At 37.1% G+C, this 14,255-nt stretch carries 12 protein-coding genes; 5 read left to right on the top strand and 7 right to left on the bottom strand.

Going from position 1 to position 14,255, the window contains the following annotated elements:
• Window positions 1-550 precede the first annotated feature (550 nt).
• Entirely contained in the window at window positions 551-2,044 is a 1,494-nt protein-coding gene (gene glpK, locus GXZ93_06740) for a glycerol kinase GlpK (protein ID HHT79468.1), read from the bottom strand.
• A 109-nt stretch (window positions 2,045-2,153) separates the two neighbouring features.
• On the bottom strand, window positions 2,154-3,218 hold the full coding sequence (locus tag GXZ93_06745) for a hypothetical protein (GenBank protein HHT79469.1): 1,065 nt from the start codon (window positions 3,216-3,218) through the stop codon (window positions 2,154-2,156).
• 195 nt (window positions 3,219-3,413) lie between these two features.
• Between GXZ93_06745 and pgi the strand changes: the two genes are divergently transcribed.
• Window positions 3,414-5,066, top strand: a complete 1,653-nt coding sequence (gene pgi, locus GXZ93_06750) for a glucose-6-phosphate isomerase (GenBank protein ID HHT79470.1) — start codon at window positions 3,414-3,416, stop codon at window positions 5,064-5,066.
• A 161-nt stretch (window positions 5,067-5,227) separates the two neighbouring features.
• On the opposite strand, the gene GXZ93_06755 is transcribed toward pgi, so the two are convergent.
• From GXZ93_06755 to GXZ93_06770, 4 genes are all read right to left on the bottom strand, one after another.
• The gene (locus tag GXZ93_06755; protein ID HHT79471.1) at window positions 5,228-5,797 is read right to left on the bottom strand and encodes a nitroreductase family protein; all 570 of its coding nucleotides are present in this window, start codon (window positions 5,795-5,797) and stop codon (window positions 5,228-5,230) included.
• Between the two features lie 268 nt (window positions 5,798-6,065).
• The gene (locus tag GXZ93_06760; protein HHT79472.1) at window positions 6,066-6,965 is read right to left on the bottom strand and encodes a carbohydrate kinase; all 900 of its coding nucleotides are present in this window, start codon (window positions 6,963-6,965) and stop codon (window positions 6,066-6,068) included.
• A gap of 191 nt (window positions 6,966-7,156) precedes the next feature.
• Complete coding sequence (locus GXZ93_06765; GenBank protein HHT79473.1) at window positions 7,157-8,080, bottom strand: DMT family transporter; 924 nt, start codon at window positions 8,078-8,080, stop codon at window positions 7,157-7,159.
• A 108-nt stretch (window positions 8,081-8,188) separates the two neighbouring features.
• A complete protein-coding gene (locus tag GXZ93_06770; protein HHT79474.1) occupies window positions 8,189-9,721 on the bottom strand; it encodes a hypothetical protein in 1,533 nt (510 codons plus the stop codon).
• A gap of 37 nt (window positions 9,722-9,758) precedes the next feature.
• Between GXZ93_06770 and GXZ93_06775 the strand changes: the two genes are divergently transcribed.
• From GXZ93_06775 to xth, 3 genes are all read left to right on the top strand, one after another.
• Window positions 9,759-10,112: a hypothetical protein gene (locus tag GXZ93_06775; protein HHT79475.1), complete on the top strand. Its 354-nt coding sequence runs from the start codon at window positions 9,759-9,761 to the stop codon at window positions 10,110-10,112.
• A gap of 271 nt (window positions 10,113-10,383) precedes the next feature.
• Window positions 10,384-11,061 carry a hypothetical protein gene (locus tag GXZ93_06780; GenBank protein HHT79476.1) on the top strand — a complete coding sequence of 226 codons (678 nt, stop codon included), beginning with the start codon at window positions 10,384-10,386 and terminating at the stop codon, window positions 11,059-11,061.
• A 235-nt stretch (window positions 11,062-11,296) separates the two neighbouring features.
• The gene (xth, locus tag GXZ93_06785) at window positions 11,297-12,112 is read left to right on the top strand and encodes an exodeoxyribonuclease III (GenBank protein HHT79477.1); all 816 of its coding nucleotides are present in this window, start codon (window positions 11,297-11,299) and stop codon (window positions 12,110-12,112) included.
• A gap of 144 nt (window positions 12,113-12,256) precedes the next feature.
• Here the strand turns inward: xth and nagB are convergent, their stop codons facing one another.
• Window positions 12,257-13,039 (bottom strand): glucosamine-6-phosphate deaminase, encoded by a 783-nt coding sequence (gene nagB / locus GXZ93_06790; protein ID HHT79478.1) that lies wholly within the window; start codon window positions 13,037-13,039, stop codon window positions 12,257-12,259.
• A 136-nt stretch (window positions 13,040-13,175) separates the two neighbouring features.
• Between nagB and GXZ93_06795 the strand changes: the two genes are divergently transcribed.
• On the top strand, window positions 13,176-14,123 hold the full coding sequence (locus GXZ93_06795) for a YvcK family protein (GenBank protein HHT79479.1): 948 nt from the start codon (window positions 13,176-13,178) through the stop codon (window positions 14,121-14,123).
• Window positions 14,124-14,255 lie beyond the last annotated feature (132 nt).

A 14,255-nucleotide genomic window follows, 5' to 3' on the forward strand; every position in this document is an offset into this window, starting at 1 on the left:
ATATTAATAAACTATTTATTTACAATATTAATAATTATCTAATATAAAATAAAATTACTATCAAATACTATTTGCTAATTAATAAGAGGCAGTCTCTAAAATTTTGAGGGATCCGGTTATTGTTATGGCCCGGTTGAAGAAAAACCTGATTTGAGAAAGGCCTGATTGAAGCTATTAGCAGATTGAAGTTATGAAAAGAACTTGTTTATAACCCGGGCACAATTTGCTAAAGGAGTTTGACTAAAACCTGCTTACTGCTATACAGGGTGCCGGATTATACATCTCAGGGACAAAAAAATAAACCCTAAGTTATCTTTTACCATAGTCTTGCGACCTTAGGCTACTTAACATCTCAGGGTCCCTCTTTAAATATCACCGGATCGATTTTGAATTTTCTACTCTTACTTTCTTTCGTCCGCAAGCCTAGCTTCTTCTAAATCTTTCCTCCATTTGAAGAGGAGTTCAATATATCAAAGTTATTTGTTGTTGTCAATACATTTTCATAAATTTTTTAAAAATATTTCTAATTATTTAAAAATACTGCTAATTATTATTTTGCCCAGGCAAGCGATCTCTGGACAGCATTTTTCCAGCCGTCATAAAGCTCTTTTCTTTTTTCATCATCCATTGAAGGTTTGTAAACCTTATCTATCTCCCATTGTTTTTCCAGTTCTTCCATATCACTCCAGAATCCGACTCCCAGTCCTGCAAGATAAGCCGCTCCCAGAGCAGTCATCTCGGTTATTTTCGGACGCTCGATTGTAATGCCTAAAATATCCGACTGAAACTGCAGCAGGAAATCGCTTTTTGTTGCACCGCCGTCTACTCTCATTGACAGAATATCGATTGAGGAATCCGAAATCATGGCATATAAGGCATCGGCAGTCTGGTATGCTATAGCTTCTTCTGCGGCTCTGCAAATATGTTCCCTGTTAGTCCCCCGGGTAATTCCTACGATTATGCCTCTTGCATACATATCCCAGTAAGGAACACAAAGTCCCGTAAATGCCGGAACAAGATAGACATTTCCGGTATCTTCCACTTTTTCTGAAAGTATGTCGCATTCTCCGGCGTCTTTGATTATCTTTATTCCATCCCTCAGCCATTGTATGGTTGAACCCCCGTTAAATATTATTCCTTCAAATGCATAAGTAGCTTTTCCGTTTATGACCCATGCAAGGTCAGTCAGCAAACCGTTCTCTGATTTTATTGGTTTTTCTCCGATGTTCATCATTACTGCAAGAGCAGTTCCATAAGTATTTTTTGCCATGCCGGGGCGGAAGCACGCCTGTCCGAATAACGCAGCCTGCTGATCTCCTGCATCTCCTGCAATGGGGATTTCGACCCCCAGGATACTTTTATCAGTATAAGCCATTATCCCTGAACTGTCTTTAAGCTCCGGCAGAATATCTGCAGATATGTTAAAAAGCTTTAAAAGCTCATCATCCCACTTAAGGGTATTTATATTCAGTAAAAGTGTCCTTGAAGCATTTGAGTAATCCGTGACATGATACTTCCCTTTGCTCAGATTCCACATTATCCATGAATCAGAATTGCCGGCAAATATTCTGCCCTGCTTCACTTTTTCTTTAACACCTTCCACATTATCTATTATCCATTTTATTTTGGTGGCTGAAAAATAAGCATCTATTACAAGGCCGGTTTTTGCATTAATAAGTTCATTATACCCGGCCTCCTTAAGCGAACTGCAGTAGTCAGCGGTTCTCCGGCACTGCCATACAATCGCATTATATACAGGCTTTCCTGTCTCTTTGTCCCACAATATGACCGTTTCCCTCTGATTTGCAATGCCTATGGAAGCTATGTCTAAAACATCAATTCCTGATTTTTCAACTACTTCTTTCAGGCATTCAAGAATAGTATCTATATATTCATACGGGTCATGTTCTACCCATCCGGGATTGGGAAAGAACTGCTTCAACTCCCTGTGTGCGCATTGAAGAACTCTTCCGTGATAATCAAACAAAATGACTCTTGAGCCTGAAGTTCCCTGATCGATTGCCAGAATATACTTTTTTTTCATAATATCTCCTGTTTTAAGTATAAGTTTTAATATAATGATTTAAATATCTTGGCTTTAATATTCTGTTTCCAATATACTTTTTCAAGATTCTGCCAGATCATTTTGTAATTCAGTAACCTAGTTTAAGTATCATTTTTTTAAGCTGTTCATCAGGTTTTGCGCCCTCAATCATGATGCTTCTTAATGTATGCAAAAGAGGAAGTTCCTTTTCTATAAAGTCGTCTATCATCTCTTTTGTGGCAGACTGGGCAAGCCAGGGGATAACAAGCTTGAGAGCAAAATAGCCTTCTGCATATTCACCGTCTTTTGCCATCTGCCTGAAAGCTTCTTCCCCGGGTATTCCTTTTCCGATAAGTTCGCCGAACTTCCTGTTTCTTCCGGCTACTGATGTCACATGAAGATCTCCCACACCTGCAAGATCATGTATGGTTTCCTGACTGCAACCTGCGATGTTGATGACTTTGCTCATTTCCCTGATTGCCTGGTTAAAAAGAAATGAAAGAAGATTAAAGTACTTTCCTTCTTTTTCTTTTTTGTAAATACCGTCACAGACTCCTGCTGAAACCGCATAGATATTTTTAAGCATTGAGCATATTTCGGTTCCCTTCACATCATTATTCGGAAAAATCCTATAGTATTCAGTTGAAAAATCCGGGATTAATTTTTTTATTTTCTCATTTGAAATCCCATACATGGATGCAGTAGGCGTTCTTTCCGACAGGTCAAGTGCCCTTACCGGACCGCCGATTGAAGTCCAGTTAAAATCCCTGCCCGGAAATTTTGTGCCAAACATATCACGGGCAGCTTCGGTAGCCCGGCTTACTTTATTATTATATTCAACAAGACCTTTTGTAAGCTTGAAGAAATAATAATCTTTTTCAGGATTTAAGTTATCCAGAAGCAACTTGAAGACATTTACAAATCCTTCACTTGCAACCCCTATAAAAATGACATCCGATTCTTCCACGGCAGGTTTAATATCCTGCCAGTAATAAAGATTGACATTTTCAGGTAATGGTTTTTTAAGTCTGGGATGAAAGCCTTTGAGAGATGATTCAATTATTTCATCGTCAAGCCACGTCCCCCAGAGATTGACTTTGTTGCCATTATCGGATAAAGGAAAAGTTATGGCACTTCCCATATAGCCTGCACCAAGAACTGTTATGTTTTGCATAATGTTCTCCTTGTAGTTAATAATCAATATTTTTAAAGTAAAAACTTTTAGGTATTATTATAACAATAGAATGTATTTTATGTTAAAAATAAAATCAGGCATAATTAATAAAAATCAATATTTGGTTTAATATTTCTTATTTAATACAGCATTATATGAATTTTTTTATTTAATACAGATACGGAGGCCAGGGAAATGCTTTTAAAAAATAATCCCACAGAATCCAGGAGCTGGAAACAGCTGGAGAGCCACTTTCGCGAAATAAAAGAAGTGGCTTTAAAAGATTTGTTTGCAGAAGACAGCAAAAGATTTTCAAGATTTTCAATAAGGTTTGCAGATATTCTGCTTGATTATTCAAAAAACAAAATCAACGAAAAAACAGTTTCTCTTTTAACCGCTCTTGCTGAAGAACTTGGCCTGAAAGATGCAATAGACAAACTTTTTAACGGCGACAGAATAAATGAAACTGAAAAAAGACCGGTGCTTCATACCGCACTCAGAAACAGATCATGCTCTCCTGTTTTTGTGGATGGCAGAGATATAATGCCTGATATCCGTATGGTGCTTGAGAAAATGAAATCTTTTTCAAGCAGTATTATTTCAGGCAAATGGAAAGGATACAGCGGAAAGAGAATAAAGGATATAATAAACATAGGGATAGGCGGCTCTGATCTGGGGCCTGTCATGGTTACCGAAGCATTAAAACCTTATAAAGCCGGAGATATCAACACTCATTTCGTTTCAAATATTGACGGGACTCAGATAACTGAAACATTAAAGAAACTGGACAGTGAAACGGCGCTTTTTATGATTTCCTCAAAGACTTTTACCACACAGGAGACAATGACAAATGCACTTACCGCAAAAAAATGGTTCCTTGAAAACGTAAAAAATGAAGAATATGTAAAGAAACATTTCATAGCTATTTCCACAAACACAAAAGAGGTTGAAAAATTCGGCATAGACCCTGAAAATATGTTTGTTTTCTGGGATTGGGTCGGAGGCAGATATTCCCTGTGGTCGGCAATAGGTCTTTCGATTGCATGTTCTGTGGGTTTTGATAATTTTGCCGAACTGCTTGAAGGAGCCTTTGATATGGACAATCATTTCAGAAATGAGCCTTTCGATAAAAATATTCCTGTAATTCTTGCCCTTCTCGGAATTTGGTACAATAATTTTTTTGGAGCCCAGACTTATGCGGTTCTGCCTTATGATCAGTATCTTCATCGCTTTCCTGCTTACCTTCAGCAGGCAGACATGGAAAGCAATGGGAAAGGCGCTGATCGTAATGGCAGGGATGTCGCATATCAGACAGGTCCTGTCATCTGGGGAGAACCCGGCACAAACGGACAGCATGCTTTCTATCAGCTTATCCACCAGGGAACAAAAATGATACCCTGTGATTTTCTTGCTCCTGCAATAAGCCATAATCCTATTGACAGACATCATGACATTCTTCTTTCTAACTTTTTTGCGCAAACTGAGGCGCTTATGAATGGAAAAAGCAGCACGGATGTCCGTAAAGAGCTTGAGGCTTTAAATATTTCCGCTGAGGAAACTGACAGGATAATTCCCTTTAAGATTTTCAAAGGTGACAGGCCTACAAACTCCATATTATTTAAAAAACTGACTCCCCGGACTCTGGGAAGCCTGATTGCCATGTATGAGCACAAAATATTTGTCCAGGGTTTTATATGGAATATTTTTAGTTTTGATCAGTGGGGTGTTGAGCTTGGAAAGGTTCTTGCAAAAAAAATACTGCCGGAACTTGAAGGTAGAGAGACAATAAATTCTCATGACAGTTCTACCAACGGCTTAATTAATGCATTCAAGAAAATGAGAGAATAATTCAGATTATATTTTATTTCTTAAATTTATTTCTTAAAATTTTCCTTCAGGGAATGCAGGCTATCATTTATTTTTATATTAATTATTGATAATTTAAATTCAATACCGGATAGCATTAATGTTCTTCGGGTTTCTAAAATTATTCCGTAAACACAAGCTGTCTAATTAATTATTATATCTTCAAGCTTACGCTTGGGAACGTGATGGGTTTGCTGATCATCCCTGTAATATTTAATATCTCCGAATTTATCTATTTCGTCGATTACTACCTTTTCCCGGGGTTTCCCGACTGCCAGCACAAGACAGACTTCGTATCTGTCCGGAATATTAATAAGCGCAGACAATTTCTTCCTGTCCACATTGCCCAGCATGCAGCCGCCAAGACCTTTTTCCGCTGCTCCCAGTAAAATTGTCTGTGCAGCTATGCCCTCGTCCTGAACAAGCCCCTGCCCTGCCTTTGTATCTCTGAGCATGACTATAAAAGCGGAAGGCTTTTCTCCCTCGGGAGGGCTTATCCATCCTTTAAAGTATCCTGCCCAGACAAGGGTGCTGTTTATTTTATTATTTGTATCTTCATCATTAGACAAATAATATCTTAGTACCTGTCTGTTGGAGCCTGAAGCTGTAAGCCTTGCAAGATTCACAAGTTCAGCCAGTGTTTCCCTTTTTATTTTTTCATTCTGGAAAAAACGTCTGTATGATCTGTTTTTGATGACCAGTTCTTTCAGCATTCTTATTCTCCGTTCACAAATATTTAAACCATATAAATTCTCATAAGCTTTTTAATGCCCGCCACAATTATCGCCGGCCTTGCAGCTGCATCAGTAAACATAAGTTTGTTTTCAGAAAATTTCAGAATTCCTTCGACATCACTTTTATAACTTAAAAAATCAGGTGACTGCTTTTCTGCAGAAGAATGAAAAACCGGGCAGAATCAGGAATAATATACAGATAGTTAAATTCCCCTTACCGGCATTGCTTCCAGGCAAAAACCTCTTTTTAAAGATTCATTATTCCTTTTATTTCAGAATCATATATAGGGGTTCCCCCATGTTTTGAGGTAACCCATGAAGCCAGCTTGTTTGCTCTTGTGTTTATTACATCAATAGGTTCTTCATTAAGATAACCTATTATCATGCCCGCCGTGAAAGCATCTCCTGCTCCCACCCTGTCAGCCAGCTTATAGGGAAATGAAGGGCTGTGAAAAGAAGTCTGGCCGTCAATCAAGGTGCTTCCGTCTTCTCCTTTTGTAAGACAGATTAATTTTAAATCATAGCCGTCAATAAGATATCTGCATAAATCTTCTTCATTATATTTTGAATTTATATTTAGCAAATCCCCTACAATCTTAATTTCATCGGCATTAAGCTTTACAATATCTGCAAGTTTTAATGAATCAGCAATTATGCCTTTGTTATAAAAAGACTGTCTCAGGTTGATATCATAAATTTTGATGGTGTCTCTTTTAGCTTTTTCAAGCAGGGTTATTATGGTATTTCTGGAAATCCTGCTTCGCTGTGCAAGAGTTCCGAAACAAATAGCGTCAGTGGTTTCAAGAAGAGCATCAAACTTATTGTCCCATTGAATAAAATCCCATGCAACATCTTCTTTAATAATGTAGTTTGGCTGATTATCTGAGGCTATGTGGACTTCAACTACTCCTGTTTCCTTATCCCCGTCAATTTGAACATAATCAGTAGCAAGTCCCAGACTTATCAGCTGCTCTATGATTTCCCTGCCATATTCATCATTGCCTATTCTGCTGACAATGACTCCTTCGTGGCCAAGTGCTGAAACATGATAAGCAAAATTTGTAGGGGCTCCTCCCAGTTTTTTGCCGCTTGGGAACATATCCCACAATATTTCCCCCACTCCCAAGACTTTAAATATTTTTTTCATAATCCTTTTAAAATATTTTTGTTAATTCTGAAATAATTTGATTTAAAATATTTTATATTATACAACAATATTTCTAAATGGGGAAAAGAGGAACATATAATTTACCCGCTTCCGAAAAGAGGAAGATCCCTGCTTTTAAAATGATTTATATCGGGAAAATACGGAGAGCTCCATACAAAAATTTTAAATGCCTATGTTTCTTTTCTTCTGCTTTTTGCAATATTAGTTATGATTATTGCTGCAAGTATGAGCAGGCCGCCAATCCAGAACAACCATGAGAATCTTTCATTAAGGATTATAAGCGAAAGGATTACGCCGAAAACCGGTGTAAGATACATGTATATTGAGATCTGGGAAACCGGAAATCTTTTAAGGCATACAAACCATAGAGGATAAGAGATGCCTATCATGCTTATTCCCAGAAATAAGGTTAGAAGGTTTATCTGCCATCCTGCCACTACAACTTCTGCAAAACCGACCGTGAAAACAGTCAATATGACCTGCAGGACTGCACCAAAGAATAATGCAAGAGTTGTTATTATCAACGGGTCGTTTGAACTGAGAACTTTTTTACCAATTACAGAATAAAGAGCTGTTGAAAGAGCTGCAAGAAGCGAAAATGATATGCCTAAAAAATCTATCCTGCCTGTGCTTCCAAGAGAAAACCCCCTGTTAAAAGTAACAAGAAGCACTCCAGCTGCAGCAAGTATTATTCCAAAAATTGTCATAAGCTTTATCTTTTCTTTAAGAAAAATAGCAGAAAGAATAGCAATAAATACTACATTGTTTGATATCAGGACTGCGTTTATGGAAGCAGGTATTCGTGAAAGAGCGCTGAATGTAAGTATCTGATATACAAAGAATCCCAAAACACCAAGCACAAAAGACATGGATATATCCCGAAAAGAAAGTCTGAACAGTTGTTTAACCCGGCCTGTAAAAAGAAGGTAAATAAATATTGTCAAAAATCCTGTTACCAGAGTAATGGCAGAAAGCTGGAATGGATGAAGCTTCTGTGTAATTATCCTCCCAAGAGGATGTCCTATAGCCCAAAAAAAAGTAACAATAAGCATTAAAAAATACTCGATGCGGATTGCATTTTTTTTATCTGCCATTAAATATCTTTCTTCTTTTTTTAAAAATTATACAACGAGACGCATAATCTGACACTAATATTTTAATTTTAAATAACACTTATGCAATATTGACAGATTATATCTCTCCTACCTGAACAGTAGGGATATGGGGAGATGGTCGGAGGCTCTGCTGTATGTTACCATCAGGTCTGATATCCTGATATCCGGTGTTGCCCATATATAATCTATTCTGCCATAAGGTTTATAATATATCCATGTAAGTTCATCCTGCTTTCCAAGTGCAAGCTGGGTATCTGTAAGACCGGCCTCTTCCATTATCTGAATTTCCCTGTCTCCTGTAACAGCGTTAAAATCACCGCAGATTATGGTTCTTTCTTTTCCTCCCCACTCTTTCAGCAATGCATCTACCTGTGCCTGTCTTTTCCGGCTGTCTTTTCCGACATGATGAAGGTGGGTGCTCATGATATTTATATTTTCAATCTCCATATCCGAAAGATCTGCTTCTGTAAAAATAAAACTCCTTCTCAGGGGAGCATTCTCCCTCGGTAAAAATCCGCTTTTAATCACTGTCAGGGGATATCTGCTCAGAATTGCATTCCCCCAGATAAGGTCTGATGCAGGCATAAAAACCCTGTATTCCATGCCTAATCTGTCTGCAAGCCACAGATAATTGTCACAGGAACCGTTTATAAGCCAGCCTCGCGATACTTCATTAAGGCATACAATATCTGCACCATTCTGCTCAATTACGCGGGCGATGCTCTCCAGATCAAGATACCCGTCAATATTAAATCCCTGATGAATATTGTAATGCATAATTCTTACAGAATCTCTCTGAATGCCTGTTTCCGGCTTATTTTCGGCAGAAATGGAAAGAACCATGGGGAATATGAAAAGCAGAAACATTATCAGTACTGAAACATATTTATAATAATCAGCCCTGAGTGACTGCAGCTTTTCATAAAAATTTATTCTCCGCCCTGTCCGGCTTCCACCGGAGGATTCTTTTTTAAGAGATGCTCCCGGAGATACAGAAATTATCGAAGCAACAGCAATAATCAGTGCCGATGCAACGGGTATCATCCAGCTTTTCAGAGGGAGATTGATATCATATGTCCCGTAATAGACAAAAGCAAAAATAAACAGCAGTATCCCGCTGGCCGCCAGGGCAGAGCTGTTCTTCCATGGCACTTTCCGAAAGGAGCGTGATACCGCCTTATTAAAAAGAAGAAGCATAAGCCACCACCCGGAAATATTGCCGAAAATAACCTGAAGCACATATAATATGCCGCCGGTTTCAGGCCAGAAAGACAAAGTAAAAACCAGAGCTGCAATTATTGTTAAGATAATCCTTATTCTTTTTACCTTGATAATATAAACAAAGAGAAGTGCCAGAAAATCTGAAAGAATTATAATGCTTAAGGAATGACGAGTTATCAAACCTGCACGGGCATTCAGCGCAGCTATATTTTGAAACTGATAAAGCTGTAAAAATATAAACGGCATTAAAAAAATCAGTGAATAGAAAACAGCTCCCGAACCATCGCTGAATTCCGATTCAGTTCTTAAATCATTACCTGCAATAATTGCAAGGACTATCTGTGCAGCAATGATCAAAAGTAGAAAAAATATTACCCAATTATCTCCCCTCCACATCATATCCCATGTCCCGAAAAGACCGCTGATGGCAGTGTTTATGGCAAAACCCAGGGAAACCGCAGGGAAAAAAGTGAAAAACAGTTTGATTTTTCTTTGCTGGACAAGTGAAATAAAGAAAATAATGACTGCAATCCATATTGCTGTTCCCAGAGCAGAAATAAAAAGAGATATAGGTCCTTTTCTGTTTGTCTGGATTATAAATCTTGCAATACAAAGAGCAAAAATCAGCATAAGGAATAATTTTCTTTTTTCTATAAATTTAAATAAAAAACCCGCCGGAAAAACAATGGCAAAAGCAGCAAAAGCATATATCGCAACATGGTACAGACTGACTGCAGGCCTTTCACGGAAGAAATTTACAAGAAGAGAGAAAAAGGAACTCATCGTCTGAAGACCAAAAACCGTACTGATAATTATCAGGATAAAATATGCCCGGGAGATCTTTCTCTGATAATTGCTGTTTGTATATCCGTAATAATTATTTCCAAACATATAATATCGGTATTTTTAATATTTTTAGTATCTTTATATTTTAATTCTGTTTAATGAACGGAATTTAAGATAACCGGAATTTATATCATTTACAAATTTATTGCCAATATATAAGATTATATAGGAATTATATCATTTATATTGAGCTTTTGAATTTTATTTGAGAAATGTTGAAAACACTTGATAAAATCAAACTTGAAATCCCGACATCAATAGGTGCTGAATTTCTGACAAAACTTTTGGGTGGAAGACTGAATCCTCATATAGAAAAACTGCTATCTGAAAGGAGACCGGTCTGCATTGACAATATTGAGCCAAAAGCCGTTTATTCAGATTTTGAAATTGAAAGAATCAAAGGAGATAATGTTTATTTTAAATCAGGAAATGTCTTTAAGGGGCCGAATATATCAAAAATACTTAAAGGCTCCAGGACGGCTATTATCTTTATGACAACTCTCGGAAACAGGATAGACGATATAATAAAAAACATAAGTGACAGCGGGGACCTGCTTGCTACAATAGTCATGGATGCAGTGACTACTGAATTACTTGCAGTTTTGGGGAGCCATGTCGCTGAGATAATAAAGAAAGACGGGATCAGGAAAGAAGGATGGGGTTCGACCTGCAATTATTCCCCGGGACAGTATAAGTGGACTATAGAAGAGCAGTCGGAAATATTTTCAATGATAGATGGCGGCAAAATAGGAGTACGGCTAAACGAAAACTACCTTATGATCCCTTTCAAATCATCTTCAGGTGTATATGGATTCGGACCGGCAGATGAAATAGATAAAACAAGAGTTGCCTGTGATATCTGCCCCAGAAAAGACTGCATAGGAAGAAGATAATATAAAATTCCGGAATTTATGTGAATGCTAATCCTGGTTTCCCTTGTCTGAAAGCTCTGTCATCTTAAGAAACTTGCCTGTATCAAATGTTCCTTCCGTAATTTTCCGCATAATTGCAAATTTAATTAAAGTTCTTTTAATTATATAAATATGTTTAACTGTATACTAATTATGATTAAATTTTAATTTTATAATCACCGGAATACTGACAGTCCGGCATACAGGCACAAGGAAAATGAATTTTAATAACAGCAATCATGAAGCATATATTAACAGCAATAGGAAAAGAACCGGATCATACGTCTCTATTGTCTCCTGGAATGTAAATGGTCTTAGAGCAATTTTTCGAAAAGGCTTTGATGATTTCATAAGAAAAAACAGTTTTGACATAATCTGTCTCCAGGAAACCAAAATCCAGGAAGATAAAATCCCGGATGAATTAAAAAATGTCGGCGGATATAATCTTTATCTTTCTTCAGCAACCAGACCCGGATACAGCGGGGTCGGGATTTATTCAAAAATCAGGCCGGAAGAATATGGGACCGGCTTTGACGATGAGGGACGCATAATTTGGCACCATTACAAAGATTTTATGATCTTTAACACTTACATGCCCAATGGAGGAAGAGAAAAGAAAAGACTTCCATATAAACTTGAATTCTATGACAGATTTTTACTGCATATCGAAAACCTTTTAAAGGAAAACAGGAATATAATTATTACAGGAGATATTAATACCGCACACAAACCTATAGACCTTGCCAGACCAAAGCAAAACGAAAAAAATACGGGTTTCCTTCCTGAAGAAAGAGCATGGATAGACAGGTTGATATCAGCCGGCTTTATAGATGCTTTCAGAATGTTTAATAATGAGCCCGGAAATTATACATGGTGGGATTACAAGACAAAATCAAGAGAAAGAAATGTGGGTTGGAGACTGGATTATTTTTTTGTCAGCAAAGATATGGCAAAAAGTATAAAAAATTGCAGAATAATGTCTGATGTAATGGGCTCAGACCATTGCCCTGTTGTCCTTGAATTATCCTTATGAATTTACTGAATCTATAATTCTGAATATATAATTTAATAAAATAATATTCAGGCTGATATCAACAGCATTTTATAAAATGCTGTTTTGTCCGGGAACATTAGCAGGGTTTTAAAACCTTTGTTTATTATTTTTCAATACTTCATGTCAGTTTTTTTCAATACTCCACGTCAGCTTTGAAGACGCAGGCTTATCAAGAATAACGGTAACTTTTCCCGGATGAAGCTGTATTGCGCTTGCAGTTACTTTTGATGTTATATATCCTTCTAAAGCTTCTGCCACAATGCCTGCTTTATTTATCCCATTTACAATCATTAATGCATGTTTTGCCTCAAGAATGGTTCCTACACCCATTGTTATTGCAAAATGCGGCATATCTTCTTTTTTAACTTTTGCTTTACTGTAAAAACTATTAAAGTTGTCTTCCAGAGTTTGTCTGCTTAATGCCTGTACCCTTGTTCTTGAAGCAAGAGATGAACCGGGCTCATTAAAAGCCCAATGCCCGTCTCCCCCTATTCCCAGCAACTGTATATCTATCCCGCCGCACCTTTTTATTTCAGATTCGTACCATAAGCAAAAATTTTCAGGTTCTTTTGTCAAACCGTCCGGCACATATATGTTTTCCTTTTTTAAATTTACATGCTTAAACAGTTCTTCATACATAAATCTTGCATAGCTCTGGTCGGTTTCATAAGGTTTGGACATTTCCATTCCTATGCCAAGATATTCATCAAGGTTAAAAGTCTTTACATCCGAAAAGTCAAGATTTTCTTCCTTATGCATTCTGGCTAGTTCTTTGTACGTTCCTATGGGAGTGCTGCCTGTTGCAAGACCAATAACGCAATCAGGTTTTGCCCTTATCATGTCTGCAATGATATCTGCAGCAGCTTTGCTCATTTTCTCATAATCATCTTCGATTATAATTCTCATGAATTTACTCCAATCAATTTATTAATTTTGTACCTGAATTTTATTTATTTGCTAATATTTTTATATATTGTATATGATAAAATAAAAATATTAAAAGAAAAATCATTGCCATATTTTATAGGAAATATAAGCAGGTATGGGGAAAACAGATATAAGAATAGTAGGAATAGGCGGAGGAACAGGTTTATCTAACCTACTTGGAGGAATAAAACTATATACAAGCAATATAACCGCAATAGTAACTGTAACGGATGACGGCGGAAGTTCCGGTCGGCTTAGAGAATATTTTAATATGCCTCCTCCCGGAGATATAAGAAATTGTATTGTTTCCCTTGCCAAGTCAGATTCACTTCTCTCTGAACTTTTTCAATACAGGTTCAGGGGCAAATCTGACTTATCGGGTCACCCTTTTGGAAACCTTTTTATTGCAGCAATGACAAATATTACAGGAAGTTTCTCAAAAGGTATTCTGGAAGCCAGCAGAATTTTATCAATAAAAGGCAAGGTTCTGCCTTCAACATTGGAAAATGTTGTTCTGGGTGCCAGATTTGACGATGATAAAAAAGTGCTTGGACAGACAACAATAACAGATTACCCGGGTACTATCAGGGAAGTTTTTCTTGAGCCTTCAAATCCTCCTGCTTATACAGGGGTTTTAAAAGCCTGTAAAGAAGCAGACATAATTGCTCTGGGACCGGGCAGTTTGTTTTCAAGTATAATTCCGAACCTGCTCGTAAAAAACGTAGCAAAAACAATAAGCAAATCAAAAGCAAAAAAAATATATATCTGTAATATAATGACCCAGCCGGGAGAAACAGACAATTTTACCGTTAAGGATCATGTTTATGAAATTGAAAGATATCTTAAATGCAATATTGACTACCTTATAGTAAACTCCGGCTTTATCCCCAAAGAAACCGCTATAAGATATGCGGAAAAAAATTCCTACGTTGTTTTTGATGACACCGATAAATTGCCCGACAGAATTAATATTATCAGGGAAAATGTCTCATTAAATGACATATTTGTAAGACATGACCCGGAAAAGACTGCAAAAATAATATTCGACCGGGTTAAGATTTAGTTAAGACCCGGTAAGTATGATTTGAAGCCAAATTATACGTCTCAAATATAAACTTGACAAAAATTTTTAAACAATATAATGTTAGCCATGCTTAACTTTTATTAAAATTTTTTATCGGCCTTTTATGAGTTT

The sequence above is a fragment of the Actinomycetota bacterium genome (assembly GCA_012837825.1).
GTDB lineage: Bacteria > Actinomycetota > Humimicrobiia > Humimicrobiales > Humimicrobiaceae > Humimicrobium.

Coding starts and splice junctions, on each gene's coding strand:
- pgi (HHT79470.1), top strand. CDS start 3,414: ATGCTTTTAAAAAATAATCCCACAGAATCCAGGAGCTGGAAACAGCTG.
- nagB (HHT79478.1), bottom strand. CDS start 13,039: ATGAGAATTATAATCGAAGATGATTATGAGAAAATGAGCAAAGCTGCT.
- GXZ93_06760 (HHT79472.1), bottom strand. CDS start 6,965: ATGAAAAAAATATTTAAAGTCTTGGGAGTGGGGGAAATATTGTGGGAT.
- GXZ93_06775 (HHT79475.1), top strand. CDS start 9,759: ATGGCAAAACCCAGGGAAACCGCAGGGAAAAAAGTGAAAAACAGTTTG.
- xth (HHT79477.1), top strand. CDS start 11,297: ATGAATTTTAATAACAGCAATCATGAAGCATATATTAACAGCAATAGG.
- GXZ93_06770 (HHT79474.1), bottom strand. CDS start 9,721: ATGATGTGGAGGGGAGATAATTGGGTAATATTTTTTCTACTTTTGATC.
- GXZ93_06795 (HHT79479.1), top strand. CDS start 13,176: ATGGGGAAAACAGATATAAGAATAGTAGGAATAGGCGGAGGAACAGGT.
- GXZ93_06745 (HHT79469.1), bottom strand. CDS start 3,218: ATGCAAAACATAACAGTTCTTGGTGCAGGCTATATGGGAAGTGCCATA.
- glpK (HHT79468.1), bottom strand. CDS start 2,044: ATGAAAAAAAAGTATATTCTGGCAATCGATCAGGGAACTTCAGGCTCA.
- GXZ93_06765 (HHT79473.1), bottom strand. CDS start 8,080: ATGGCAGATAAAAAAAATGCAATCCGCATCGAGTATTTTTTAATGCTT.
- GXZ93_06755 (HHT79471.1), bottom strand. CDS start 5,797: ATGCTGAAAGAACTGGTCATCAAAAACAGATCATACAGACGTTTTTTC.